The organism is Actinomadura terrae (assembly GCF_022751215.1).
Classification (GTDB): domain Bacteria; phylum Actinomycetota; class Actinomycetes; order Streptosporangiales; family Streptosporangiaceae; genus Spirillospora; species Spirillospora terrae.
In genome coordinates this window covers 1337051-1363291 of record NZ_JAICDG010000001.1, presented here as the reverse complement: position 1 = coordinate 1363291, position 26241 = coordinate 1337051, and the positions used below count along the sequence as shown (strand labels likewise).

25 protein-coding genes are annotated in these 26241 nt (G+C 71.4%); 7 read left to right on the top strand and 18 right to left on the bottom strand.

What is annotated here, in order from left to right:
• Positions 1–56 precede the first annotated feature (56 nt).
• The 8 genes from K2F47_RS06025 to K2F47_RS05990 form a co-directional block, all read right to left on the bottom strand.
• Complete coding sequence (locus K2F47_RS06025; protein WP_242901722.1) at positions 57–863, bottom strand: HAD family hydrolase; 807 nt, start codon at positions 861–863, stop codon at positions 57–59.
• Positions 860–1999, bottom strand: coding sequence for a cysteine protease StiP family protein (locus tag K2F47_RS06020; protein WP_242901721.1), 1140 nt, complete (start codon positions 1997–1999; stop codon positions 860–862). Before K2F47_RS06020 ends, K2F47_RS06025 begins: the two co-directional genes overlap by 4 nt.
• Positions 1996–3339: a phosphoribosyltransferase family protein gene (locus K2F47_RS06015; RefSeq protein ID WP_242901720.1), complete on the bottom strand. Its 1344-nt coding sequence runs from the start codon at positions 3337–3339 to the stop codon at positions 1996–1998. The genes K2F47_RS06020 and K2F47_RS06015 overlap by 4 nt, the downstream gene beginning before the upstream one ends.
• Positions 3336–4493, bottom strand: a complete 1158-nt coding sequence (locus tag K2F47_RS06010) for an HpcH/HpaI aldolase/citrate lyase family protein (RefSeq protein ID WP_242901719.1) — start codon at positions 4491–4493, stop codon at positions 3336–3338. The genes K2F47_RS06015 and K2F47_RS06010 overlap by 4 nt, the downstream gene beginning before the upstream one ends.
• 260 nt (positions 4494–4753) lie before the next feature.
• A complete protein-coding gene (locus K2F47_RS06005) occupies positions 4754–5332 on the bottom strand; it encodes a TerD family protein (protein WP_242901718.1) in 579 nt (192 codons plus the stop codon).
• Between the two features lie 72 nt (positions 5333–5404).
• Positions 5405–6529 carry a DUF475 domain-containing protein gene (locus K2F47_RS06000; RefSeq protein ID WP_242901717.1) on the bottom strand — a complete coding sequence of 375 codons (1125 nt, stop codon included), beginning with the start codon at positions 6527–6529 and terminating at the stop codon, positions 5405–5407.
• Between the two features lie 65 nt (positions 6530–6594).
• Complete coding sequence (locus K2F47_RS05995) at positions 6595–7173, bottom strand: TerD family protein (protein ID WP_242901716.1); 579 nt, start codon at positions 7171–7173, stop codon at positions 6595–6597.
• 119 nt (positions 7174–7292) lie between these two features.
• Complete coding sequence (locus K2F47_RS05990; RefSeq protein ID WP_242901715.1) at positions 7293–7868, bottom strand: TerD family protein; 576 nt, start codon at positions 7866–7868, stop codon at positions 7293–7295.
• 193 nt (positions 7869–8061) lie between these two features.
• On the opposite strand from K2F47_RS05990, the gene K2F47_RS05985 reads away from it, so the two are divergent.
• On the top strand, positions 8062–9306 hold the full coding sequence (locus K2F47_RS05985) for a molecular chaperone DnaJ (protein ID WP_242901714.1): 1245 nt from the start codon (positions 8062–8064) through the stop codon (positions 9304–9306).
• 23 nt (positions 9307–9329) lie between these two features.
• Here K2F47_RS05985 and efeB read toward each other — a convergent pair whose 3' ends face one another.
• From efeB to dnaG, 5 genes are all read right to left on the bottom strand, one after another.
• Positions 9330–10619 (bottom strand): iron uptake transporter deferrochelatase/peroxidase subunit, encoded by a 1290-nt coding sequence (gene efeB / locus K2F47_RS05980; protein WP_242901713.1) that lies wholly within the window; start codon positions 10617–10619, stop codon positions 9330–9332.
• Positions 10616–11749 carry an iron uptake system protein EfeO gene (efeO, locus tag K2F47_RS05975; RefSeq protein WP_242901712.1) on the bottom strand — a complete coding sequence of 378 codons (1134 nt, stop codon included), beginning with the start codon at positions 11747–11749 and terminating at the stop codon, positions 10616–10618. The genes efeB and efeO overlap by 4 nt, the downstream gene beginning before the upstream one ends.
• Positions 11750–11890: 141 nt before the next feature.
• Positions 11891–12367, bottom strand: coding sequence for a YbjQ family protein (locus K2F47_RS05970; protein ID WP_242901711.1), 477 nt, complete (start codon positions 12365–12367; stop codon positions 11891–11893).
• Between the two features lie 189 nt (positions 12368–12556).
• Positions 12557–13702, bottom strand: coding sequence for an RNA polymerase sigma factor RpoD (rpoD, locus tag K2F47_RS05965; RefSeq protein WP_242902586.1), 1146 nt, complete (start codon positions 13700–13702; stop codon positions 12557–12559).
• A gap of 71 nt (positions 13703–13773) precedes the next feature.
• Positions 13774–15807, bottom strand: a complete 2034-nt coding sequence (dnaG, locus tag K2F47_RS05960) for a DNA primase (protein WP_242901710.1) — start codon at positions 15805–15807, stop codon at positions 13774–13776.
• An 84-nt stretch (positions 15808–15891) separates the two neighbouring features.
• Here dnaG and K2F47_RS05955 point away from each other — a divergent pair, with 84 nt between their 5' ends.
• Positions 15892–16509, top strand: coding sequence for a putative glycolipid-binding domain-containing protein (locus K2F47_RS05955; protein ID WP_242901709.1), 618 nt, complete (start codon positions 15892–15894; stop codon positions 16507–16509).
• A 16-nt stretch (positions 16510–16525) separates the two neighbouring features.
• Here the strand turns inward: K2F47_RS05955 and K2F47_RS05950 are convergent, their stop codons facing one another.
• Positions 16526–18112, bottom strand: a complete 1587-nt coding sequence (locus K2F47_RS05950) for a M20/M25/M40 family metallo-hydrolase (RefSeq protein ID WP_242901708.1) — start codon at positions 18110–18112, stop codon at positions 16526–16528.
• Between the two features lie 313 nt (positions 18113–18425).
• On the opposite strand from K2F47_RS05950, the gene K2F47_RS05945 reads away from it, so the two are divergent.
• Positions 18426–19706, top strand: a complete 1281-nt coding sequence (locus K2F47_RS05945; protein ID WP_242901707.1) for an ABC transporter ATP-binding protein — start codon at positions 18426–18428, stop codon at positions 19704–19706.
• Here the strand turns inward: K2F47_RS05945 and pdxR are convergent.
• On the bottom strand, positions 19687–21105 hold the full coding sequence (gene pdxR, locus K2F47_RS05940) for a MocR-like pyridoxine biosynthesis transcription factor PdxR (protein ID WP_242901706.1): 1419 nt from the start codon (positions 21103–21105) through the stop codon (positions 19687–19689). The two genes, K2F47_RS05945 and pdxR, sit on opposite strands and share 20 nt — an antisense overlap.
• Before the next feature lie 83 nt (positions 21106–21188).
• On the opposite strand from pdxR, the gene K2F47_RS05935 reads away from it, so the two are divergent.
• The gene (locus tag K2F47_RS05935; RefSeq protein ID WP_242901705.1) at positions 21189–21779 is read left to right on the top strand and encodes a TIGR03086 family metal-binding protein; all 591 of its coding nucleotides are present in this window, start codon (positions 21189–21191) and stop codon (positions 21777–21779) included.
• Complete coding sequence (locus tag K2F47_RS05930) at positions 21776–22204, top strand: hypothetical protein (protein ID WP_242901704.1); 429 nt, start codon at positions 21776–21778, stop codon at positions 22202–22204. Before K2F47_RS05935 ends, K2F47_RS05930 begins: the two co-directional genes overlap by 4 nt.
• Before the next feature lie 22 nt (positions 22205–22226).
• Here K2F47_RS05930 and K2F47_RS05925 read toward each other — a convergent pair whose 3' ends face one another.
• Entirely contained in the window at positions 22227–22622 is a 396-nt protein-coding gene (locus K2F47_RS05925) for a MerR family transcriptional regulator (RefSeq protein ID WP_242901703.1), read from the bottom strand.
• Between the two features lie 145 nt (positions 22623–22767).
• Between K2F47_RS05925 and K2F47_RS05920 the strand changes: the two genes are divergently transcribed.
• Positions 22768–23388, top strand: a complete 621-nt coding sequence (locus K2F47_RS05920; RefSeq protein WP_242901702.1) for an RNA polymerase sigma factor — start codon at positions 22768–22770, stop codon at positions 23386–23388.
• The gene (locus tag K2F47_RS05915) at positions 23385–24128 is read left to right on the top strand and encodes a hypothetical protein (protein ID WP_242901701.1); all 744 of its coding nucleotides are present in this window, start codon (positions 23385–23387) and stop codon (positions 24126–24128) included. Before K2F47_RS05920 ends, K2F47_RS05915 begins: the two co-directional genes overlap by 4 nt.
• A 28-nt stretch (positions 24129–24156) precedes the next feature.
• On the opposite strand, the gene K2F47_RS05910 is transcribed toward K2F47_RS05915, so the two are convergent.
• Both K2F47_RS05910 and K2F47_RS05905 read right to left on the bottom strand, forming a co-directional pair.
• Positions 24157–25386, bottom strand: a complete 1230-nt coding sequence (locus K2F47_RS05910; RefSeq protein WP_242901700.1) for an HNH endonuclease signature motif containing protein — start codon at positions 25384–25386, stop codon at positions 24157–24159.
• 349 nt (positions 25387–25735) lie between these two features.
• A complete protein-coding gene (locus K2F47_RS05905; RefSeq protein WP_242901699.1) occupies positions 25736–26176 on the bottom strand; it encodes a carboxymuconolactone decarboxylase family protein in 441 nt (146 codons plus the stop codon).
• Positions 26177–26241: the final 65 nt, after the last annotated feature.

Sequence of the window (26241 nt, the reverse complement as noted above, 5' to 3'; positions counted from 1 at the left end):
GAGCCCCTGGCGCCGGTCGATCGCGAAACTCGGGGATTTTGTCTGGTTTATTGTGATTATTCCGACGCGACGAGGTCGAGGAGCCGGGCGGTGATCTCCTCGCCCGCGCGGATTCCGCGGGACGCGGTGACGGTGGCGGTCGGCGACGTCCAGCCGGTGTCGTGCAGTTCGCCGTGCGCGGGACGGATCGACGCGGCGGCGGCGTCGAGGAGTTCGGCGTCCAGCAGCGAGTCCCCGGCGGCGAGCATGCGGGACGCGCCGGTGCGGCGGGCGACCTCGGCGGCGGCGGCCGACTTGGTCAGCGACGCGGGCAGGCAGTAGACCTTGCGCCCTTGCAGGGACGTGCGCCAGCCGCGTTCGGCGCACCAGCCGGCGAGGTCGTCGACCCAGCCGGCGGGGAGGGCGGCGCGGTCCACGACCGTGTAGGCGAACAGGTCCGACGCGGTGCGGCGCTTCAGGACGAAGTCGCCGCCCATGCCGATCAGGTGCTCCTGGACCTCGGCGAGCGGCGCGCACCCGGCGGCGACCCGGGAGCGGACGGCGGTCGACCAGGACGGGTCGTCCTCGCCGTCCACGAGCAGGTGCCCGCCGTTCGCGCAGATCGCGTAGGCGGGCGGCTTCTCCAGCAGGTGGACGCGGCGGTACTGCTCGGGCGTCCGCGTCGTCGTGGGGACGAACGTCGCGGCCCTCGCGAGCGCCTCCAGGGTCTGCGCGGCGGTCTCGGTGACGTAGGAGAGGGGGGCGCCCTGGTAGAACTCGACGCAGAGCAGGCGCGGCATGGCCTCGTCGGGGCCCTCCAGCGCGAACGCGGCGGCGGAGTAGATGAGCGTGCGGTCGAGGTCCGAGCACACCAGGACGGTCACTGCACGGCTCCCTTGCCGAACTTCGGGTGGATCAGGCCCACGCACGCATACGGGATGTCGTCCGTTTCCAGGACGGGCACACCGCGCTCCTCCGCGAGGACGCGGATATGCGTCAGATCGGCCTCCGCGTCAGGGCGGGCGAGCACCTTCCACGGGACGCGGCGGAGCAGCACCCGTGTCGTCTCCCCCACTCCCGGCTTGATGAGGTTGAGGTCGTCCACGCCGTGGAGGGCACCGACCCTGCGGACCGCGTCCCAGCCCGACCAGTCGGGGGCCCGGTCGGATGCGCGCAGGTCCGGGAAGTCCTTCGCGACCCGTTCGGCGACGTCCGCGAAGCGCGCGCACACGGTGTCGAGGAAATGGGCGGAGACGTCGTCGGCGGCGAGGTCCGCGTAGAACTTCGCCCCGTGGAAGTCGCCGGGGCCGATCAGTTCGTCGTTCAGGACGGTCCGGCTGACGAGTCCGGACACGGTGGAGTTCAGGCAAGCCGACGGGATCAGGAAATCGTCCCTGGTTCCGTAGAGGGGCGTGCAGCGTCCCGGGTCGGCCAGGACGGCGAGGTCCGCCGAGAACCGGGCGGCGACGTCCCCGCAGGGCGCGTCCGCTGACAGGGCGGCGGTGAGCTGGCGGGAGATGGCGCCCTTGCCCGTCCAGCCGTCCACGAACATGACCGTGGACGGGTCGTGGTGCTCGGCGAGGTACCGCAGCGCGACGGTGTCGATCCCCCGCCCCCGGACGATGCTGACGGCGTAGTGCGGCAGGTCGAGGCCGTGCGCGAACCGGGCCCAGCGGCGGACGAGGATGCCGACCGGCGTCCCGGCGCGCGCCAGCGACGCGAGGACGGCGTCCGGGCCGCGCTCGGCGAGGATGGTCTCGCCGATCAGTCCCGTCGCGTAGGCGAGCCGCTCCGCCGACTCCTCCAGGGCCCGCTGGAACAGCCGCCGGTACGCCTGGCCCGGCTGGTACTCGACCGGCAGCGACTCGGCGTAGTGCGCCCGGCCCGCCTGGATCGCCGCCTCGCGCTCCTCGGTGGGCGCCTCCAGGCGCGCGTGGGACAGGTCCTTGAGCAGCCACGCGACGTCCTCCGCCGGGTAGCTGCCGAACTGCGGGCCGTAGAGCGGCGCGGGCAGGTTCACGGCGTGCTCCTGTGGGAGGGGACGGTCACCAGCAGCACGGGGGCGAGCGCGCGCAGCTTCTCCAGGAGACCCGTGGCGAGTTCGTTGGTGTCGCCGACGTCGTCGACGACGAACACGATCGTGCCGAAGGACGCGTCGACGTTGTAGGCGTAGCGCTCCCGCGCGCCGCCGGCCGGGCCGTCGTGCGCGGGGAAGGCGAGCCGCGTCCTGATCGCGTATCCCGGATCGTCCACGGCCAGGACGGGCGAACGGCTCGTCGTCGAGTACCGGACGTCCACGTCGGGAAGCGCGTCGGCGAGCGCCTCCGCCAGGCGCAGGGGCGCGTACATCAGTTCCTCGAACCCGAGCACGAGCACGCGCGAGGCGCCGCCGAGATGCCCCACGAGGGCGTCGCCCATGCGCGGCAGTTCTTTCTCCAGCAGTGTGCGGTGGGCGGGCAGGAATCCGTGCCGTCCGCCGTCCGGCAGCCCGTGCGGCCACTGCACGGGGACGCGGGTGACGTCGAAGCGCGCTGGAGCGGCCTCCGGCAAGGCCCGGGTGGACAGATCGGCCACGAGCGCCTGCCCCGCCTCCAGAATCCCCTCCGGCAGCTCCACACGGCCGTGGGCAAGCGCCACGGCGTCTATGCGCGCGCCCAGGCGGTCGGCCAGCGCCCGCATACGGGCGCGGTCGTCCTCGCCCCGCAGATCGACCAGCGCGGCCAGCACGTAATGGCGGCGCGGGCGGACGGCGTGCAGCGCCTCGATCGTGTTGAGGACGGTCCGCCCCGTGGACAGCTCGTCGTCCACCAGCACGACGGGCACGTCCCGGTCCAGCGCGGACGGGTCGCCCGGCAGCAGCAGGTGGCTCGTGGCGTGGCTGTGCTCCTCCTCGAACCCGCCGTAGGTGGAGAACCCCTCGACGGGACGGCGCGTGGAGTGCAGGTAGTAGGCACCGCCGAGGGCGTCCGCCACGGAATGCCCTAGCGCCGTCGCCGTTTCCGCATAGCCGAGCACTACGGCGTCGACGGGTTCGGCGGGCGTCCGCAGGGAGTCGCGTAGCCGGGCGGCCGCGCCGTCCACACCGTGGAGCGCGTCGGCGAGGAACGTCCCGCCACGGGCGCCCTCCGGACGCAGGCGCGCGCGCACGAGATCGCCCAGCAGCAGCCCCGACCCGTAGACGAGGCGCGGGTCGGTCGGGACGTGCTTGCCCAGCACGGCCGACACCAGCAGATGCGCGCGGCGCGGATTCCGCCGCACGGCGAGCCCCACGAGATCGGCCAGCCCGGCACCCGCCGAGGCCCCGCCGTCGGCCAGCCGTACGCCGAGGCGGGCCGCGACCCACTCCCCCGGCCAGGTCACCGGCTGCCCGCCGCGTCCAGCAGCTCGACGAACGTGACGTCCTCCGCCGCGACCCCGAAGACCCGGGCGCGCAGCATCAGCCGCTCCGCCCACGCGCGGTGCGGCTTCGCCTCGTTCATCTTGTTCGCGTACGCGCTCGCCATGACGCCCCCTCCGGCGACGCCCAGGATGTCGGCGGCGTCGCAGTACTCCTCGTGCGTCACGACCGACAGCGCGTGCACGGCCGCCACATGGCTCGGATGGATCACGGTCTTGCCGGTGAGGCCGTTCGCCTTGTCCAGGTGCACCTCGCGGATCAGCCCGTCCAGGTCGGAGGTGATCAGCCGCTGCCGCAGCGGCGCGGCGTGCTGCCGGTCGAACGGCGACTGCCGCAGCTGCGGCTTGAACATCCGCTCGCCCGCCGAGAAGTACTCCCACACCGGGCCCGTCACCACGAACCCGCTGCCGTCCACCCGGCCGAGGATGTTGACGACGTCGCAGATCACGCTCGCGACCGGGCGGATGTCGTAGATCGTCAGGTCCGGCGGGCGGCGCAGCCCGTAGGCCGCCGACATGTCGGTCGCGCCGAGCCGGACCGCGAGGATGCGCTCCCGGTGCTTGGCGAGCAGCCGCGCCACGTCGTTCAGCAGCTCGGTCCGCGTCTCGCTGTACACCGCCTCCGGGCTCTCGATCACCGGCATCGCCAGCAGCCGCAGCCCGGTCCGGGCGGAGGTCTCCTCCAGTGCCTCCAGGAACGCTCCACCCGTCACGCCCGTGAACTTCGGCAGCACGAACCCGGTGACCAGCGCCGCGGCGTCCCCGAGCCGGGCGACCAGGTCGCCGATCTGGCCGGGCTCGCGGACCCGGATGAACAGCAGCGGCAGGTCGGTGCCCCGGCGCCGCAGCTCCCGCAGCTGCGCGACCGCGTTGGCCTCGGCGGCCGGGACCTCGTCGTCGGCGACGGCGTCCTCCAGGCACACGACCATGCTCATCACGCCGCGCCGCGCGGCCTTCTCGATGTCGTCGGCGAGGACGGGACGCGTGGCGGGGCTGTAGAGCGTCGCGCCCAGCGCCACCGCGAGCACCTCCGGCTCGTCGTGCCGGTCGAAGCACCGCGGATGCCGGTAGAAGAGGTGCTTGCGATGCGCGGTGTCAACGTGATCGAAATGCCGCATTCACAAAGTTCCCCTCAGGATCGGGCCGCTGCGCGCGGATCGTCGGCCGCCTCTCGGACTCTCCCCCGGAATCCTTCAAGGGTAGACGCTGAGGGCAAGAATTCGCCGGTGAAGGAGGATGTGAGAAAGCGTGACATGTCCCCGGCGGGACGGCGGGACGCGCCCGCCGTCACACCCCGTCACGTACCCCCGTCCGACCCCCGAGCCCCCCTGCTCCCAGCGCTCAGACCGGCGAAGCGGCCAGTGTCACAGGTGCGGTGTCACAGGTGCGGCGTCACGTCCGGGAGCAGGTGCTGGAAGGTGCGGCCGTTGGCGGTCGCGCCGATCGCCGTCATCGACCAGCCCGCCCCGTCCCGCGACACCTTCGCCATGATCTGCGCGCTGTGCTGGCCCGCGCCGCTCAGGTCGTAGCGGGCGATCTCCTGCCCGGTGCTCTCGTCCACCAGCCGGCAGAACGCGTTCTCGATCTGCGAGAAGTCCTGGCCGGTGAAGGAGTTCACCGTGAACACCAGTTGGACGACGTTGGCGGGGACGCCCTGGAGGTCGACGTTGATGACCTCGTCGTCGCCCTCGCCCGCGCCGGTCAGGTTGTCGCCGGTGTGCAGGACCGAGCCGTCCTTGCTGCGGAGCTGGCGGAACCACACCTGGTCGGCGAGGTTGCCGCTGCCGTCGAACAGCAGGCAGGACGCGTCCAGGTCGATGGACTGGGCCTTGGACTTGCCGAACCGGCCCTTCTTGGCGACCGCGTCCCAGCCGAGGCCCATCCGGACCCGGGTGAGCGTGCCTCCGCCGGGCTTGTCCAGCGAGACCTTCTGCCCCTTCTGCAACGAGATCGACATCGTCGGCTCCTTCGGTGATGTTTACCTGGGGGATGTACGCGGGGTGAAGAACTACTAAGAAGGCCCGGCCGATCAGACCTTGCCCGCGTGGAGCCGTTCGTCGTCCCCGGCCTCGGCGGCCGGGCCCTCGCCCGCGCCCCGGTTGCGGACAACCGACGACACGAACGCGGCGATGATCAGGCCCGCGCCCAGCCCACCGGTGATCCACTCGGGGACGTGATGGCCGATGCTGACCAGCATGCAGACGGCCAGCGCGCCGATCGCCCAGTGCGCGCCGTGCTCCAGGTAGATGTACTCGTGCAGGGTGCCCTTGCGGACGAGGAAGACCGTCAGCGACCGGATGTACATCGCGCCGATGCCGAGGCCCAGGGCGATGATGATCGGGTCGGTGCTGATCGCGAACGCGCCGATGACGCCGTCGAAGCTGAACGAGGCGTCCAGCACCTCCAGGTAGAGGAACAGGAAGAACCCCGCCTTGCCGGTGGCGAGCGCCAGCGAACTCGGTCCGGACCGCCCGGACGAGGCCTGCTCGGCGCCGTCCTCCTCGCCGTCCTCGTCCTCGTCGTCCTCCTCGCTCGCCTCGGAGAACAGCTCGCCCAGCCCGTTGACCAGGATGTAGGTCACCATGCCGAGCACACCCGCGATCATGACGCTGCCCGGGTCGTCGGCCGACAGCCACGCCACGAACGCCAGCGAGCCGCCCGCGACGACCACCGCGAGCTGGTCCAGCTTGCCGATGCGGGCGAGCGGCTTCTCCAGCCACGGCAGCCACTTGTCGGCGCGCTCCTCGAACACGAAGTCGAGGAACAGCATCATCAGGAACATGCCGCCGAACGCCGCGATCATCGGGTAGGCGTCGTTCATCAACTCGTGGTAGCGGTGCGAGTCGTTGAGCGCCAGGTCGAAGGCGTCGATCGGGTTCAGTTTGGCGGTGACCCCCACGATGACCAGCGGGAACACCAGCCGCATACCGAACACGGCGATGGCGATGCCGACGGTCAGAAAGATCTTCTGCCAGAACTCGCTCATCCGGTCGAGGACCTTGGCGTTGACCACGGCGTTGTCGAACGACAGGGAGATCTCCAGGACGGCCAGCACGGCCACCAGGGCGAGCCCGGTAGCGCCGTCGTACAGCAGGGCGATCAGCAGGCCCACGACCGTGACGGCGAAGGACCACCCGAAGGTGCGAAGAATCATGCGCGTATTTCTGCTAGGGAGGACGACCCGCGACGGGCCGGCCGGCGTGCGGGGAAGGCCGGCCCTCAGCCGACGTTGACGCCGAAGTCCATTGCGATACCGGCGAGACCCGAGGCATACCCCTGGCCGACGGCTCTGAACTTCCATTCACCACTGTGGCGGTACAGCTCGCCGAACACCATGGCCGTCTCGGTGGAGGCGTCCTCGGTGAGGTCGAAGCGGGCGAGCTCGTTGCCGTCGGCGCGGTTGACGATGCGGATGAAGGCGTTGCGGACCTGGCCGAAGTTCTGCTGGCGGTTGTCGGCGTCGTAGATCGACACCGGGAACACGATCCGCTCGCACTCAGCCGGGACACCGGTGAGGTCGACGTTGATCGACTCGTCGTCGCCCTCCCCCTCACCGGTCAGGTTGTCGCCGGTGTGCTCGACCGATCCGTCCGGGCTCTTCAGGTTGTTGAAGAACACGAAGTGCTGGTCGGACATGACCTTGCCGGACGCGGCGAGCATCAGCGCCGACGCGTCGAGGTCGAAGTCGGCGCCGGTGGTGGCGCGCACGTCCCAGCCGAGGCCGACGGACACGGCGCTGAGGTTCGGGGCGGCCTTCGTCAGCGAGACGTTGCCGCCCTTGGCGAGTGAGACTCCCATGTTCGGGCCACTCCCTTCCCGTGGTGGGGTCCGGTGCGAACGATCTGGTCGGTCGGTACTGAGGGGTTCGGAAATCGGTGCCGCCCGGCGCGGGCGCGGGCCCGCGCCGGACGCGGGGGTCAGAGGTTGACGCCGAAGTCGGTGGCGATCCCGGCGAGGCCCGAGGCGTAGCCCTGGCCGACGGCGCGGAACTTCCACTCCGCGCCCGACCGGTACAGCTCGCCGAACACCATCGCGGTCTCCATCGAGGCGTCCTCGGAGAGGTCGTAGCGCGCCATCTCCGACCCGTCGCCCTGGTTCAGGACGCGGATGTAGGCGTTGCGGACCTGCCCGAAGTTCTGGCTCCGGGTCTCGGCGTCGTAGATCGACACCGCGAACGCGACCCGCTCGGCCGTGGCCGGCAGCGCGGTGAAGTTCACCTTGATCTGCTCGTCATCGCCCTCGCCCGCGCCGGTGGTGTTGTCGCCGGTGTGCTCGACGCCGCCGTCCGGGGTGCGCAGGTTGTTGAAGAACACGAAGTGCTGGTCGGTGAGGATCTTCCCGGCGGCGTCCAGGACCAGCGCGGAGGCGTCCAGGTCGAAGTCGGAGCCGGTCGTGGTCCGCAGATCCCAGCCGAGGCCGACGGTCACCGCGCTCAGCCCCGGTGCCTGCTTGGTGAGCGAGACATTGCCGCCCTTGCTGAGACTGACGCCCACAGTGTTCCTCCAAGATCGCATGTCGTATCGGACGCCCCGGGGCGTCACGTTATATCGACGTAGCAGTGATGCTATCCGTTCCCCACGTTGCGAAGGCATTACCTCGGGGAGGGTCGTCACAGGTCCGGGGCCGGGGTACGCGAAAGCGTCCTGGCTGCGCCAGACTGGGCACGGGACGAAGGAGGGGGCGCTCTTGCGGGGATCGGGCGACCAGCGGCGGCGCGGCAGGGGCGCGCAGGCGGCGAGCGCCGCGATCGAGGCGCGCGAGGCGGCCGCGGCCGCCTTCTACGACATGGATCAGGCCCAGAAGTACCTCGACGGCCGCGTCACCGTCTTCGAGGACCTCGACGCGTCCGCGGCGGCCCCCGCGCGGCGGGAGTTCACCGGGCTCGCCGAGTCCGCCGACGCCGCCTCGGTCGCCTACATCTCCGTCCTGGACGCCCACGACCTCGACGACCAGGAGCGGACGCCCGCCGAGTACGACGCCGCCCGGCGCGCGTTCGTCGCCGCCACCGAGCGGTTGCAGCAGGTCGCGCGCGACCTGAACGGGTTCGCCGAGCGGCTCGCCCCGGGCATGGCGCGGCTGGAGGCCGCGCTCGACGAGCTCCCGCCCCGGCTCACCGCCGCCCGCGACGCCGTCGCCGCCGCCGACGCCGCCGTGGCCGCAGCCCGCGAGGCCGGGATGGACGCCTCCGACCCCGAGGCCGAGCTGGCCCGCGCGAAGGCGGCCCTCGCCCAGCTGAGCGCGCAGGGGCTCGGCGGTCTCGGCCTGGACGGCGCGCTCCGCAAGGCCGACGAGGCGCGCGCCGTCGCCGAGGCCGCCCGTGAGGCCGCCGCGGAGCTGCCGCAGATGGCCGGGAAGGTCCGCAACTCGCTCGCGTCCGCCCGGACCAGGGTGGACGTCGTCGCGGGCCGTATGGAGCCCGTCAGGCGGGCGATGAAGACGCTGCTGCGCGGCTACTCGCAGGCGTGCTGGCAGGATCTGCGCGGCGCGCCCGAGGCCATCGAGGCCGGGGTGACGCGGGCCCGCGAGCGGCTGAACGAGGCGTCCGCGCACGTCTCCCGCGCCGAGTGGAAGCAGGCGCAGCAGGCGCTCACCGCCGCGCGCACGGAGCTGAACGCCGCCGACCGCCGCGCCGGCCAGGTCACCGGGCGCGTCACCGAGTTGGAGGCCGTCGCCGCCGACCCGACCGGGCCCGTGGAGTCCGTGCGGTTCGCCGTCCGCGACGCGCAACGGCTCGCCATGGCCCAACCCGGCGGCGCCGCGCCCCAGCACGCCCGCGCCCTCGACGCGCTCGTCGAACGGCTGGAGAAGGCCCCCGGCACGCTCACCGGCGCGCACCCCGACTACTGGGCCTACCTGCGGGAACTGGACGCGATCAAGACCGCCGCCGGCGACGTCGTGACCCGCATCCGCGCCGAACGGGCAAACCCTTAGGCGCTAGGTGAGCCTTCTGGGCGCTACTTGAACAGGGTGTCGCCCCAGTAGCCACCCTCCCGGACGCCGGGCGGGCACGCGAAGACGCCGGACCCCACGTGCTGGATGTACTCGTTCATGGCGTCCCCGGCCAGCGACTGCTGGACGCGGATGAACCCCGTCCGCGGGTCGCGCTGGAAGGCGATGAAGAACAGGCCCGCCTCCAGCCGTCCCAGGCCGTCGGAGCCGTCGGTGAAGGAGTAGCCGCGGCGCAGGATGCGCGTCCCGCCGTTGGAGTCGGGGTGGGCGAGGCGGACGTGCGCGTCGGGCTTCATCCGCGCCAGGACGATCGCGTCGCGCTCCTTCCGCGCGCCCGCCGGGGCGCCCTCGCCCTTGCTGCGGCCGAAGATGTCCTCCTGCTCGCGCAGGGACGTGCGGTCCCACGTCTCGATGTGCATGCGGATGCGCCGCGCGACCAGGTAGGAGCCGCCCGCCATCCAGTCGGAGCCGTCGCCGCCGGACGCCCAGACGTGCTTGCCGAGCAGCGCGTCGTCCGTCCCGGCGATGTTCTCGGTGCCGTCCTTGAAGCCGAACAGGTTGCGCGGGGTCTGCGCGTCCGGCGTCGTCGAGGACGTCTTGCCGAACCCGAGCTGCGACCAGCGGACCGCGACGACCCCGAACCCGATGCGCGCCAGGTTCCGGATCGCGTGCACAGCGACCTGCGGGTCGTCCGCGCACGCCTGCACGGCGATGTCGCCGCCGCTGCGCTGCGGGTCGAGGTTGTCGCCGGGGAAGTGCGGCAGGTCGACGAGCGCGGGCGGGCGCCGCGCGCCGATGCCGAACCGGTCCTTGCCGTCCTTGGCGAACAGCGAGGGGCCGAAGCCGATCGTCAGCGTGAGCCGGGACGGCGGCAGCCCCTCGGCCTCGCCGGTGTCGTCGGGCGGCGCCACCGCGGGACCGCCGGTCGCGCCCTGCCCGACCGGGCGGCCCGCCGTCATCGCCGCGGCGGCGGCCGTCCAGTCCTTCAGCATCTGGACGAGCTTGGCGCGGTCGCCGGTGGTGACGTCGAACGCCGCGAAGTGCAGCCGGTCCTGGACGGGGGTCGCGATGCCCGCCTGGTGGGCGCCGTGGAAGGGGATCGCGCCGCCGGCCGCCGGGGCGTCGTCCTCCTCGGCGACCGCGACCCGGTCGAGCCCGGCCCCGGCGGCGGCGCCGACGAGCAGGCTCGCGCCGCCGAACCCGAGCATCTTCCGCCGCGACATCCCCGACGTGGTCGGCGTCGCCGGGGTCGGGCGCGCCGTCGCCTCCTGCTCCTCGGGACCGGCGCCGGTCATTTCGCCACCGCCCCCGCGAGCTTCGACAGGGGCTCGCCGAGCGCGTTCACGGCGTCGGCGAGCTTCTTGCGGTCGTCCTTGCCGACCTTGTCGTAGGAGACGTAGCCGTCGCCCTTCTCGTGCTTCTTCAGCAGCGCGCCGACCGCGCCGAAGTTGTCGTCGAGGGTCTTGGCGAGCGCCGCGTCCTTCTCCTGGACGACCGGCTTGAGCAGCTCGTACACCTTCTGCGCGCCGTCCACGTTGGCCTTGAAGTCGACGAGGTCGGTGTGGCTGAAGATCTCCTCCTCCCCGGTGACCTTGCCGGTCGCGACCTCGTCCAGCAGCTCCTTGGCGCCGGCGGCCATGTCGTTGACCGGGTCGAGGGTCAGGCCGGGCAGCCGCCCCTTCAGGACGGCGAGGTCGGCCAGCAACCGGTCGCCGTACCGCTCCTTGCCCTTGACCGACCCGTCCTTCCAGAGCGCCTTCTCCAGCAGGTGCCAGCCGGACCAGTCCTTCTTCTCCGCCGGGCTGAGGTCGGCCTCGCGCGCGTCGACCTTCGGGTCGATGTCGCCGAACTTCTCCGCGACGGGCTCGATCGTCTCCCAGCCGACGCGGGACGGCGCGTACAGCTCCTTGGCCTTCGCCACGTCGTTCTTCTTCACCGCGTCCACGAACAGCTTCGTCTTGGCGATCGTGTCGTCGACGTTGGTGATGACGTAGGCCTTGTAGTCGGCGGCGGCCTTGGTGAGCCGCTGGTCGCCGGTCCCGTTGGCCTGGCCGCTGACCGTGATGTCCTGCGAGGGGCCCTTGCCGGTCTGCCCCGCGCTGCACAGCAGCTTGTACGCGCCCGCGGGCAGGCTCACGACGAAGTCGACCTTGGTGCCGGGGCCGATGTTCTCCCGCTCGGCGAGGATCTTGCCGTCCGGCTTGAGCACCTCGAACTCGTTGACCTTCGACCCCTTGTTGGAGACCTTGAAGGTCGTCTTGCCCGCCGGGAGGTCCTTCTTCGCCACCTCGCAGGAGTCGTCGGTGGCGGTGACGGCGATCGAGTCGGCCGCGTCGGCCTTGTCGTCGTCACCGCCGCACGCCGACAGGAGGGACATCGACACGGCGGCGACACCGGCGACGGCGAGCAGCGGGACAGGACGCATGGGGGGCTCCAGGGCGGGCAAATTGGTTAGGCTCGCCTAAATTAGCCAAAGCTAACCTGAGTACGTCAAGTCGCCCCCGCGACAGTGAGTCATCCCACGGCAAAAGTGCCCAAAGTGGGGCGGTGAGCTGGGACGCGAGGGTCAGCGGGGACGGTCGTGCAGGCCCATCGTCAGGTTGCGCGCTGCCATCGGCGGGCCGCCCTGCTGATGCCCCTGCTGGTGCCCCTGCGGGTGGCCCTGGTACGGGGGCTGCTGCTGCGGCATCTGCTGCATATGGTCGCGGCCCTGCGCGGCGGGCTCGGCCCAGACGGCCGTCCCGTAGGCGCACACCTCGTACCCGCCGCCGACCGCGGCAGTGTCGAAGCGCATGCCGACGACCGTGTTCGCGCCCTTGCGGCGCGCCTCCTCGCCGAGCCGGTCGACCGCCTCGCGGCGCGCCGCGGCCAGCCCGGCCGACGGCTGCTCGCCCGTCACCCGGAACGTCGCGCTGCTGGGCTGCCCGTGCTGTCCGTGCTGCCCGGGCCTGCCCTGATCGGCCTGGACGGCCGTCCCGAGGACCTCGCCGAGCACGCTCCGGATCTCGTATCCGGCCACGCCGTCAGTCGTCACGATCAGCATGCGACCACGGTAATCCACGCGGCGGACAGTTGGGGCCGTTACACCCGGCCGTTGCCTCGGACGTCGCCTCGGCCCGGCGCCCCCGACCGCCACGCACGCCGCCGGAATCCGGCGGTCCGCCCGCCGGGCGCGGCCCTCCCGGCGGGCGGCCGGAAGGACCACCGCACGAACCGGAGCCCGGGCCGGGGATCAATCCAGGTACTCGCGGAGCATCTGCGCGCGTGAGGGGTGCCGCAGTTTCGCCAGCGTCTTCGACTCGATCTGGCGGATCCGCTCGCGCGTCACACCGAACTCCCTGCCGACCTCCTCCAGCGTGCGCGGGTGCCCGTCGGTCAGGCCGAAGCGCAACTGGATGATGCGCTGCTCCCGTTCCGACAGCGTGCCGAGGATGTCCTCGAGCTGGTCCTGGAGCAGGATGAACGCCGCCGCCTCGATCGGCACGACGGCGTCCGCGTCCTCGATGAAGTCGCCGAGGTCGGAGTCCTCCTCGCCGATCGGCGACTGGAGCGACACCGGCTCCTGCGCGATCCGCTGGATCTCCACGACCCGGACGGGCGACAGCCCCATCTCCAGGCCGATCTCCTCCGGGGTCGGCTCGCGGCCGAGGTCCTGGTGGAGCTGGCGCTGCACGCGGACCAGCTTGTTGATCGTCTCCACCATGTGCACGGGGATGCGGATGGTCCGCGCCTGGTCGGCGATCGCCCGGGTGATCGCCTGCCGGATCCACCAGGTGGCGTAGGTGGAGAACTTGAACCCCTTCGTGTAGTCGAACTTCTCGACCGCACGGATCAGCCCGAGATTTCCCTCCTGGATGAGGTCGAGGAAGAGCATTCCCCGTCCCACATAGCGTTTCGCGATCGAGACCACCAGCCGCAGGTTCGCCTCGATCAGGCGTTGCTTCGCCCGCACACCTTCGCGGGCGAGCAGTTCGAGGTCGATGCGCTCGCCCCGGGAGACGATCGCGACCTGCGCCATCTTCTCCTCGGCGAACAGCCCCGCCTCGATCGATTTCGCGAGTTCTACTTCATCTTCTGCCGTGAGAAGCGGTACGCGACCGATCTCTCTCAGGTAGATCCGAACCAGGTCGCTCGTCGGCGCCCGCTTGCCGAGGTCTCCCTCATCCGCTCGCGCGACGTCCTCGGTCTCCTGCTGAGACTCAAGGACCTCCACCCCCTGCTCTGCGAGCATCCGGACGACCCTTTCCAGGGAGTCGTCCGGCAAGTCCGAGCGATCGAGCGCGGCAGCGACGTCGTCGACGGTCACACCGCCGCGCTCTCTGCCGCGTGCGACGAGGTCCGCCACCTGATCAACCGATGGCGCCTCGCTAGGCAGCACCGAAGGGCCCACGCAGACAGTTTGCGACAAATGCGGGCTAGATCACAGGACCTATTTTGCGGACATTTGACTTACTGTGCCCCAAGGCCCCGCTCCCGCATCACCCGTCGCTGCTGCTCACGCGCGACAAGATCGCCGAAAAGCCGGGCGTACTCCTCGGGTGCCTCGTCCGGATTCAGCCGCTGGAGTTTAGACTTCACGTCCGCGATCATTCGGGTGAGCTGGCGCTCCTGAATTCGGGCCAGCAGTTCAACGGCATAACGGTCGTCCGATTCATGGGCGGAGCGCACCGGCTCCACGCCCAGCATCGTTATCAGGTCCTTGACCTGGGTGCTCGGGGCCTGCTCCAGCAGCAGCGCGACCCACTCGGCGATCGCGCCCGCCGCGGTCACGCCGCCCGCCGCCGCGATCACCGTGCGCACCGCGGCGTGCGGCGGCGCGAGGAACGCCTCCGCCGGGACCTCGTCGAATCCAGGCCCGAGCGCCGCGGGACGCTGCACGGCGAGCTTCAGCAACTCCCGCTCCCGCTGCACCTCGGGGTCGTTCGGGTCGTAGCCGGGACGGCCCGCCGCCGCGCCGTTCTCCTCGCCCTCGGGCCCGTTCGCGCCGCGTCCGTTTCCGGCCCGACCGGCCGCGCCGTGACCGTTCGCCGCCTGCCCATTCCCGGGATGGCCGTTTCCGGCCCGCGCGCCGCCCGAGCGCTCGTTGCCGAAGCGGGGGTCGCCGGGCCGTCCGTTCGCGCCGCGGCCCCGCCCCTGGCCTTTGCCCTGCCGGCGTGCGGCCAGCTCGCGGACGCGGCCCAGCACGAACTGCTCGTCCATGATCCCGAGCCAGCGGTCGAGGCTGACCGCGTACATCTGGCGGAGGGCGCGGTCCTTGATGGAGGCGACGACGGGCGCGGCGGCGTCCAGCGCGCCGAGCCGTCCCTCGGCGGTGTCGAGGTCGTGCTGCTCGATCGCGCTGCGCACGGCGAACTCATACAGCGGCAGCCGGGAGGCGACCAGGTCGCGCACCGCCGCGTCGCCGTGCCTGATCCGCAGGTCGCAGGGGTCGAGCCCGTCCGGCTGGACGGCGACGAAGGTCTGCGTGACGAACTTCTGCTCGTCGTCGAACGCGCGCAGCGCCGCCTTCTGCCCGGCCGAGTCGCCGTCGAAGGTGAAGATCACCTCGCCGCGGAACTCGTCCTGGTCCATCAGCAGCCGACGCAGGATCTTGATGTGGTCGTCGCCGAACGCCGTCCCGGACGTGGCGATCGCGGTTTGGACGCCGGCCAGGTGGCAGGCCATCACGTCGGTGTAGCCCTCGACCACCACGGCCTGCCGCCGCCGGGCGATCTCCTTCTTGGCGAGGTCGGCCCCGTACAGCACCGAGCCCTTGTGGAACAGCGGCGACTCGGGCGTGTTCAGGTACTTGGGGCCGTCATCGTCGTCGTACAGGCGGCGCGCGCCGAAGCCGATGACGTCGCCGCTCAGGTCGCGGATCGGCCACATCAGCCGGCCGCGGAAGCGGTCCATCGGGCCGCGCCTGCCCTCCTTGGCGAGCCCGCCCGCGATCACGTCGCGGTCGGCGAACCCCCGCGCGCGCAGGTGCCGGACGAGGCCCTCCCACTCGCGCGGCGCGAACCCGACGCCGAAGTGGGCCGCGTCGGCGGGCTCGAACCCGCGCTCGGACAGGAACTTGCGGCCGATCGCGCCCTCGGGCGAGGACAGGTGCTCCACGTAGTACTCGGCGGCGGCCTTGTGTGCCTCCAGCAGCCGGGCGCGCTGCCCGCCGTCCTGCCGGGGGCCGCGCCCGCCGCCGTCCTCGTAGCGGAGCTGGATGCCGGCCTGGGCCGCGAGCCGCTCGACGGCCTCCGAGAACGTCAGGTGCTCGATCTCCTGGACGAACTTGATGACGTCGCCGCCGGCCTCGCAGCCGAAGCAGAAGTACAGCCCGCGCGAGGGCGTCACGTTGAACGAGGGCGACTTCTCGTCGTGGAAGGGGCACAGGCCCTTGAGGTTGCCGCCGCCCGCGCTGCGCAGCTGGAGATACTCGCCGATCACGGCGTCGATGGACGACCGCTCCCGAACGAGCGCGATGTCCTCATTGCGAATCCGGCCTGCCACGACGAAGGAGTCTACGGCGGCCCCACGACATCCGGCGCACCGCATCGCGACCGGTACCCGCCCCCGCCCCGGATACTGGAGAGTATGAGGAGATCGCTGGTGTGGGTGAAGCCGGAGGGCGCGGAGCTCGCGGAGGCCGAGCTGGGCCAGGGTCGGATGGCCGCGACCGGGACGGCCGTCGGCGGGGACCCGCTCCCCTACCGGCTGGAGTACGAGCTGACGACGGGGGACCGGTACGTGACGGCGCGGCTGGCCGTCCGGGCGCGGGGCGTGGACGCCCGCACCGGCCCGTGGCGGAGGTGGCTGGAACTGGTCAACCGGCCCGAGGGCGAATGGAAGGTGACCGCCCGCGCCGAGGGGCACGTGCCGATGCCCCCGCCGGGCGGGGACGCGACCGTGCTGCGCGGCGCCCTCGACTGCGACCTCGGCCTGTCGCCGCTCACCAACACGATGCCGGTGCTGCGCGACGGCCTCCTGGACGGCGCGGCGGCCCCCGGCGCCTCGATCGAGTACCTGATGGCGTGGGTGTCGGTCCCCGACCTGGTCGTGACGCCGTCCCGGCAGAGGTACACCTTCCTCCGCCGGGACGGCGACCGCGCCATCGTCCGCTTCGCGAGCCCGGGTTTCACCCAGGAGATCGTCTTCGACCGGGACGGCCTGGTCGTCGACTACCCCTCGATCGCCCGGGCGGTCCGCCTCTGACCCCGGCCGGCGGCCGCTAGCGGACCCGGAAGCGGTCGAACAGCCGGTACATGAACTCCGTGCCCTGCTGGAGCGCGGCGACGGAGATCCGCTCGTCGTTGCCGTGCATGGTGACGAGCTGGTCGTTGTCGAGGACGTAGGGGTAGACGCCGTAGCCGGGCACGCCCCGCGACGTCCACGGCCCGAGGCTCGTCCCCGCCTCGAAGAGCGCGGGCGCGAACACCGCGCCCGGGTAGGTCTTCGCGGCGGCGGCGCTGATCGCGGTGTAGAGCGGGGACTCGATGCTGGACGGCGCCTTCGCGGACGTCGCGTCCAGCCGCTTGAGCGCGTCCTCCTCGGACTCGCCGGCGTTCCCGGCGAGCTTCACGGTCACGTCCCGGCCCGCGAGCCGCCGCCGGAACTCGGCCAGGAACTCGCGCGGACGCTGCCCGCCCGGCACGCCCCGGCAGTTGATCCGCAGCGACGCGGTGGAGGGGATGACGTTCTCCTTGTAGCCCGCGTCCTCGATGACGAACGCGTGCGTGGTGCGGAGCAGCGCACTGTGCAGCCACGGGTAGGAGCTGCGCTTGACGACCAGCGCCGCCGCCCGCTCCCTGGCCTGCTGCGAGCGCGCGGAGAGCAGGAGCCGCAGCGCCCGCTGGAGCGGCACGTCGTGGGTGGCCCGGGCGAGCGCGGTGAAGTACTCGCGGGTGACGGGCGTCAGCGCGACCGGCGCCTGCCACGCGTCGAGGGCGGCGACCGCGCGCGAGAGCTTGGCGATGGCCGAGTCCGGGTTGGGCTTGGAGGAGTGGGTGGCGGTGCCGTTCGCGGTGAGGTCGAGGTTGAAGTAGACCTTGTCCTGGCGGGTGACGGTGATGAGCATGGGGGTCCTGCGGTCCTTCTGGGCGAGGAACCAGCCGCCCTCCGTGAGGACCATGCCCGCGTTGATCTTGTCCCAGTGGTTCTGGGCGAGCCAACCGGAGCCGTAGGGCCCGGACTCCTCGTCGCAGTCGGTGAGGACGATGATGTCCCGGTCGAACCGCCCGCCCTCCTTGAGGTGCCGCAGGAGCGCGGTGACGAACGCGGCGTTGGCGCCCTTCATGTCGAGCGACCCGCGCCCGTAGATCTCGCCGTTCCTCACCACCCCCGCGAACGGGTCCACGGACCACTTGTCACGTTCCACCGGCACCACGTCGGAGTGGCCGAGCAGCAGCAGGGGGGCCGCCGCGGTCGTGCCCTTGATCCGTGCGATGAGGTGGACGTTGTCCTTCTTCGGCGTCGGGACGATCTCGGCGGAGACCCCCGCCGACTCCCAGACGGACTTCAGCATCTCCGCGTGCGGACGGGTCACGCCGCCCTCGCCGAAGTTCTGCGTGTCGAACGCCAGCATCCGCTTGAGCAGCGCGAGCGGGTCGAGGTCGGCCGGGGCGATCCCGGCCGGGGCCGCGCGGCCGCCGGGCGAGGCGGCGGCGGCCGTGCCGCCCGCGAGCGCGCCGCCCGCGAGCAGGACGGCCCCCGCCCCGGTGTGGTGCAGGAAGGCGCGGCGGGAGAACCGCGGGGGCGGGCTGGTCGAGGGGTCGTCGTTCGGGGTGGGGCGGGAGTCGGCCGGTGGGGAGACGGACATGAGAGCTCCTCCTGAACCCTGGACGGGATGGCCCTGGACGGGCCGGGCGGGAACCCGGCGCCCGCGCCGAGCCGATGGGAGCCCCGCGGGTCGCCGTCCCCGCCCTGCCAAGCAGCGTCGCACGAACGGGAGATGATCTCCAGGTGGACCCGCGCGGGCGGGAGGGGCCTTGACTTCGGCAAAGGCCGCCAGATTCGGCCCTGGCCGAACCCGGCCTGGTTAACCGCGAGTAACTCCGGGTGGGCTATGGACAAACGCTGCGTCGCACGATGGGATGACGCACCCGAGAACGACCCACCCCCAGGCGGCGCCCATGACCGATGTTGTGCTCGACGGCGTCGAGAAGGTGTACCCCAGCGGCCATACCGCCGTGCGGAACATCCGGCTCCGCATCAACGACGGCGAGCTCTTCGTCCTGCTCGGACCGTCCGGCTGCGGCAAGTCCACGATCCTGCGCATGATCGCCGGGCTGGAGGAGATCACCTCCGGAATCCTGTGGTTGAACGGGGCCGTCGCCAACGAGCTGCAACCACGCGATCGGAACGTTGCAATGGTGTTCCAGGAGGGCGCGCTCTACCCGCACCGCACCGTCCGCGGCAACATGATGTTCCCGCTGGAGGTGTCGGGCGACGACCGCGCGCAGGCGACCGCGAAGGTCGTCGAGCTGGCCCGCGCGCTCGGCCTCAACACCATGATCGACCGGCTGCCGGGCACGCTGTCGGGCGGGCAGCGCCAGCGCGCCGCGATCGGGCGGGCGCTGATCCGCGAGCCGTCGCTGTTCCTGATGGACGAGCCGCTGTCCAGCCTGGACGCGGGCCTGCGCACGGAGCTGCGCGTCGAGATCGCCGCGTTGGTACGCTCCAGCGGCACCACCACCGTCTACGTCACGCACGACCAGGTCGAGGCCATGACGATGGCCGACCGGATGGCGGTGCTGCGCGACGGCGTCCTGGAGGACGTCGGCACCCCCGAGCAGGTCTACGCCGACCCCGCGACGGCGTTCGTCGCCGCGTTCCTCAGCAACCCGCCGATGAACATGTTCCAGGCGACGCTGTGGGCCGTCGAGGGCGAGGGCCTGCTGCTCGACCTCGGCCCGCAGCGCCTCAACCTCCCCTGGGACGACCCGCGCGCCGCGTCGCTGATCAGCCACCACGGCCAGGCGGTGATCGTCGGAATCCGGCCCGACACGCTGGTCCCGATCGAGCCGGGCGCCCCGGCGCGTCCCGGCACCGTCCTGTCCGGGCAGGTGCGGGCCCTGGAGTTCCACGGGCACGAGTGGCTCGCCTACGCCGAGGCGGGCATCCCCACCGTCGACGCGAGCGAGGTCGGACGGGTCGCGCCGCCCGCCCCGCCCGAGCCCGAGCCCGCCCGCCTCGTCGACCGCCTCCGCGCCCTGCTGGGCGGACGCGACGACAGCGGCGGCGAGCCCGAGCCCGAGGAGCACGCCGGCCACCACCGCCGCTCCGACCTGATCTTCCGCGTCGGCCCCGGCGGCCGCCCGAACCGCGGCGACCGCGTCGCCCTCACCGTCGACCTGGACCGGATCCTGCTGTTCGGCGCCGACGGCCGACGCGTCACGCCCGTCCCGCGATGACCTCGCGGAGCCGCGCGAACCCCGCGTCGATCTCCGGCGGCGTCACCGAGCCGTAGCCGAACACCAGCCCCGGCCTGCCCGCTCCCGTGACGGCGAACTCCGACAGCGCGAACAGCCCGATCCCCTCGGCGAGCGCGCGCCGGGCGAGCGCGACGTCATCGGTGCCCTCTGGAAGTGTGGCGCTCAGATGCAGCCCCGCGACCGACGGAACGACCGCGAGCCCGCTGCCCGCCGCGTCACCGATCAACCCGGCGATCCGCTCGTGCCGCGCCTGGTACTCGCGCCGCGACCGGCGGATATGGCGCGCCAGCAGCCCCTCGTCGATGAACCGGGCCAGCGCCGCCTGCGTCGGCATGTCCGAGTGCCAGGACGAGACGTACCGCGCCATGCGGAACGCGCGGTGCAGCGCGGGCGGCGCCACCAGGAACCCCAGCCGCAGCACCGGCCGCATGATCTTGGAGAACGTGCCCAGGTAGAGGACCCGGCCGTCCTCGTCGAGGCTCTGCAACGGCTCGATCGGACGGCCGCCGTACCGGTACTCGGTGTCGTAGTCGTCCTCCACGACGACCACGTCCCGTCGCCGCGCCCAGTCCAGCAGCGCCCGCCGCCTCGGCAGCGACATCGGCATGCCCAGCGGGAACTGGTGGGACGGCGTGACGTAGACGGCCCGCGCGTCCTCCGGAAGCGCGTCGACCCGCAGCCCCTCCGTGTCCACCGGGACGCCCCGCACCCGCATCCCCGCCGCCGTCAGCACCAGCCGCGCGGGCGGATACCCGGGGTCCTCGACGGCCACGACGTCCCCCGGCTCCAGCAGCACCCGCACGATCAGGTCCAGGGCCTGCTGGATCCCCGACGTGACGACCACGTCGTCGGCCCCGGCCCGCACCGACCGCGAGACGCCCACGTGCCGGGCGATCGCCCGCCGCAGCTCGGGCAGCCCCGCCGGGTCCCCCGCCGCGGCCGGATCGTCCAGCGCCGAGGGCCGCAGCCGCCCCGCCATGATCCGCCGCCACGACTCGTAGGGGAACAGCCGCACGTCGGGCACCCCGACGCGGAAGTCCCACCGCACGCCCGGCATCCACCTGGGCCACACCGTGATCTCGTCCCAGACCGCCCGCGCCCGCAATGGCGAGGCCTCCGGCGCCCCCCGCGACACCGGCCCCGCCTCCTTGACGAACGTCCCCGCGCCCACCCGGCCGTCGAGGAACCCCTCCGCCGTCAGCCGGTCGTAGGCGACCGCGACCGTGTTGCGGGAGATCTCCAGCCGCCGCGCCAGCTCCCGCGTCGGCGGCAGCGCCTCGCCCGGGCGCAGCCGTCCGTCCAGGATCGCCGCGCGGAGCTGCCGGTAGATCTGCCCGGCGAGGTCCCTGCGGCCCTCCAGGCTCACATGCAGATCCACGGTCCCGACCCTAAATCGGCTCAACCATTTCCTGCAATTTTGGCCCTGTACTTGGGCCTCTCCGAGTTCCTAGCGTTGCCTTCATGCTGTCCGAACTGCTGAACACCGACTTCCGCCCTCTCGACCGGAAGGCGTTCGACCTCTACCTCGCGGCCGTCGAGCAGGTGCGCCCCGCGCAGCTCACGCTGCCGACCCCCTGCGCCGACTGGACCCTGCACGGCCTCCTCCGCCACCAGGTGAGCCAGGACGAGGGCTTCGCCGCCGCGGCACGCGGCGACGGCGCCCGCCTCGCCCACTGGCGCAACGGAGACCTCGGCACCGACCACGTCGCCGCCGCGAAGGCGTCCGCCGGGCTCGTCACCACCGCCTTCGCCGAGGCGTCCCTGGACCAGGAGTTCCTCCTCCCCGAGGTCCGCGACGGCGGCGGCTTCCCCGCCGCCCTGGCGATCAGCTTCCACTTCGTCGACCTGGTCGTCCACGCCTGGGACGTCGCGACCGCGATCGGCGCCCCCTGGGAGCCGTCCGAGGAGCTCCTCACCGCGTCCCTCAAGGTCGCCGCCATCGTCCCCGCCGACGGCCGCGGCCCCGGCGCCAGCTTCGACACGGCCGTCGCGTCCTCCCCCGGCGACACCCCCGGCAGGCGCCTGCTCGCCCTCCTCGGCCGCACCCCGTGAGGATCTGGAGGACGCACTGGACCCGTGGCCCCGCCGCCGCCGAGGACACCGTCCTGGTCAGCGTCACCGACTTCACCGGCCGGGCCCGCGACCTCCCGTCGATCTACCGGGCCGGGACGGAGCTCCGCAGCGCCTGGCCCGAGATGGAGGGCGCCATCGGCCTCTGGCTCTGGGCGGTCCCCCTCCAGCGCCGCACCGGCTCCGTCTCGGTCTGGCGCACCGAGGCCGACCTCCTCCGCTTCGTCGGCTGGAAACCGCACGTAGCGATCATGCGGCGCTTCCGCGACCGGGGCCACCTCGCGTCCCACACCTGGGAGACCGGCGACTTCACCCCGCCCACGACCTGGACGCGCGCGGAAGAACTCCTGACCGGCACTGACCGGCAAGATCCGACCACCGCTGACCGCGACGCACGGGGACCGTAGCGGCTGAAAAGGGCGGGTGGAGTCAGGCGGTCGCTTGGAGGGACTCGGCCGGAGCGGTCTCGCAGAGCGCCCCCTGATAGAAGCCGATCTTGAACTGGATCTGCTCCTGCTGCTCCCGCAGCCTGGCGATCTGCTCCTCCACCCGCCGATCGTGGTCCTGTAGCAGCGCAAGCCGCTCCTGGACGGTCACCTCACCGCCCCGGGCGAGCTCGGAGTAGCGCAGCATCTCCGCGATCGGCATCCCGGTCCCGCGCAGGCACCGCAGCATCTTCAGCCACAGCAGGTCGTCGTCGCTGAACACCCGCCGCCCGGCCGAGTTGCGCGCGATGCCCGCCAGCAACCCGATCTTCTCGTAGTAGCGCAACGTGTCGATGCTGAACCCGCTCTGCTCGGCGGCCTCTGCCGGGGAGTAACTCACCCCAGCAGGATCGCACCTGGAGCGCACTCCAGGTCAATACACGATGTAGACCGGCCACCCACGAGGCTCAGCCCGTCGAGTAGATGTAACAGGACGAGGCGCTCCCACCAAGAAGAGCAAACAGCACACAGTGGGAGGCCATGGGATGGGAGATGGGAAACCGGCCTTGAGCCCGGTGGACGTCGCCGCGATCGGTCGCGACCCGGCGGCGCTGGAGGTGTTCTATCGGCGGCACGTCGCGGACGTGACCCGCTTCGTGGCCCGCCGGATCTCCGATCCTCACACGATCGACGATCTGACCACCGAGGCATTCCTGGCCGCGATCGATTCCGCCGAGCGATATCAGGACGGCAGAGGAACTCCACGAGCGTGGTTGCTGGGCATCGCCCGGAACGTCGTGGCCGCCGAATGGCGGCGCCACGCCGGTGAACTCGACAAGGCCCAACGAGCGGGAGGGCACCGCCACCTGGACGGCGACGACATCGCCCGGCTGGAGGAGCAGATCGACGCCCAGCGAGCGGCACGGGGCCTGTACGCGACGCTTACCGTCCTGCCCGAACGGCTGCGCAGTGTCATCGAACTCGTCGACCTGGACGGCCTGCCCCTGGCCGAGGCGGCCGCCGCGCTGGGCATCCGCGACGGCACCGCCCGAGTCCGGCTGCACCGGGCCCGTAAACGGCTGAAGGCAGCCTTCCCGAACCATGCGACACCCGCCCGGCCACCCGCCAGTGCGACGTCCCCCTTGGCGAAAGGAGCCTCCTCATGAGCGGCCTCTCCACCGACGAAGCCCCGCTCGCGGGCTACCAGGAACGGCGGCTGATCGAACTGAAAGCGGCGGTCGCCGCCAAGGCGGAGCAGGGCGCGTCGGCGTTCCAGCCGCAGCGCCGCCGTGTGCGACGGTCGGCGTGGGGCCTGGCGGGGGCGGCTGGCACGGCGCTCGCGGTCACCGGTGGCCTGCTGGCCTGGCCGGGCAGCGCCCAGCCCGCCTACGCGGTCACCCGGGACCCGTCCGGCCTGGTGACGGTCAAGGTCACGCAGAAGATCCTGGACTCGCGCGATGCCGACGCGCTCTCCCGAGAACTGCGCTCACAGGGCGTACCGGCAACCGTGTACTCCATCCCGGAGGGAAGGGTCTGCCCGCAGCCCTATGCCAAGCAGGATGACCTACCACCGAACGTGTACAGCATGCCGGACGGCCTCTACACCGTGCCGAGCGATCTCCCGCAGCCGGACCACGGCTGGAAGATGACGATCAACCCGAACCATTTCCGCCCCGGCCAGTTCATGATCTGGACGATGACCACCTCCGGCGTCTTCGACCAGAGCGGCCACCGCGCCGGATCCGCGACCTCGATCGGCACCTACCTGGTCAGCGGACGAGCCATTCCGTGCCAATACCTCCCGGCACCGAAGTCACCAGACCACAAGGCAGTCGAACGGAAGAGCGGCCCCCTGACCGCCTTCCCCGACACCGGCGGCTACATCACCTTCGCGAACTCGCAGTAACAAGCCTTACGCGGACGAAACCCGCCCCTCACGGCCCCTCGGGCTGTACGAGGTGGCGGGTGACTCCGTCCGGAGGAAGGATGCGGTAGGTGTAGTTCCCCGCCGGGCCCTTTTCGATCTGGACCTGTTCGGCATTCGTGTGCTTGAAACGGTTGTGCCAGCCGCAGCACAGGGCCAGCTGATCGATGTCGGTAGGACCGCGCCCCAGGGCCCACCCCTTGACATGATCGACCTCGCACAGACTTCCAGGGACCTCGCATCCCCGCACCGCGCACGTGGGATACAAGGTCTCCAGGACACGGCGCTGCCCGGCATTGGCGAACCGCACCCGATGCCCCAGGTAGAGCGGTACGTTCCCGCCCGCCAGCAGTAACGGTGACACCCCGGCGTTGAGGGCGATCCTGCGGGCCTGTTCGGCGGGGATCGGCGTGCCGTCGGTCAGGCGGGCGGGGGCATCGGCGCCGGTCAGGGTGTCCAGGTCGCAGATCACGGTCACCTTCGTGGCGGTGTGCCCGCCCGCCAGCACCCCGGTCAACGCCGCCGCCGTCCGCTCCGACAGATCACGCCGGTCATCAACCCCGGCGGGCTTGGCCAAGGAGGCCAGCGCCCCGTCGAACACCGCCGAATCCTCGGCGTTGAGCCACCCCTTCAGGTAGCGGCCCCCGTCCAGCGAACGCGTAGAGGTCAACCACGACCGGGCGTATCCGCGCCGCACATCGCCGTCGGGCCGCTCGGTGCCATCGCGTTCGGCGATCACCTCACCGATCCGCCTGCCGAACGCCGCCACCTTCCCTGCCGAGAATCCCTGATCCACCATGCCGAGCAAAAGGTCTTCAGCGATAACGCAATCATCGTCGTCCAACCGGGTGACCGCACCGGCGATAGTGGAGGCGTATCCGTGCGACAACTCCCCCGCCGCCCACAATTTGGCGACCCGGGGCAACCGATGGCGCTGCCGCGCCACCGTAAGGCGCTCGTTGGCGCGCTGGTCGCGCAACCCCAACTCCGACCGCAGCCACGCCCGAGTAGACGGCGCCCCCCACCGCCGCACCTCGCCGGCGGCGTCGAATACACCGACCAACCCGGCCAGACAGCTCTCCTGCTGGTCAATGGCACCGGCCAGAGTACGAGTCAGTTCCAGGCACACGGCCGAAGACTCCGGAGGCGTCCGATGGGCCAACTCGGCCGCGACCGCCGCTGCGACGCCCACCAAATCCTCGGTGGACGCCTCATCGAGATCGATCATCATCGAACGCATACACAAATAATATCGAATAGTCGACCCCGAGACCACCGATATCAGGCCTCATTTACAGATAATTTAGGAGACCAATTCAAGATCCACTTCATGAAAAGCAAATGCGCACGAATTGCCGGAATTGGGCGGTGGTGGCGGCGCGTCGGGCAGGGGGCAGGCGGAGCCTGCCCGACGAAAGCTGCACCCAGGGGCCGCAGAGGCTCCAAAGTCAAGGGTGGGACGAAGTCCCATCGCGAAGCGACGCGAAGCGCCCTTGACTTTGGAGGGGCGGCCCCGTACGCAGCGCCGCCACCACCGCACGGCTACGAATCACGAATGGAGTTTGAAGATTGAAGACTGGAGAAAAGCATCAATCCCGAGGAGTAGGTTCGAGCCGCAGCGGAACGCCGAACAGGTTGAGGGCGTTGATCAGCGACACCAGCCCGACGAGATCACCCCGCTCACGCGCGTCCGGGTAGTGCTTGCACAGCTCCTCCCAGAGTTCGTCGCTGACCGGCTCCCGCAGGGTGACGGCCTCGGTGTAGGCGAGAGCGGCGCGCTCCGCCTCGGTGTACAGGTACGACTTACGCCAGATGGTGAGGTGGTGCATGCGCTCCTCCGGCTCACCCTTCGCGCGGGCGTCCCGGATGTGGGCGTCGACGCAGTAGGCGCAGCCGTTCAACTGGGACGCGCGGATCTTGATGAGCTCCTGCACCTTGCCGTCCAGCGGCCCCTGCCGGATCAGGCGGCCGATGTTCATGAACCCGCTGTAGACCTCGGGCGTGGCCTCCTGCATGAGCATGCGTGGCATGATCGCTCCCTAGTCGATGTCCTTGTCACCAGGGAGACGCCGCAGACCAAGCACGTGTGACAGCG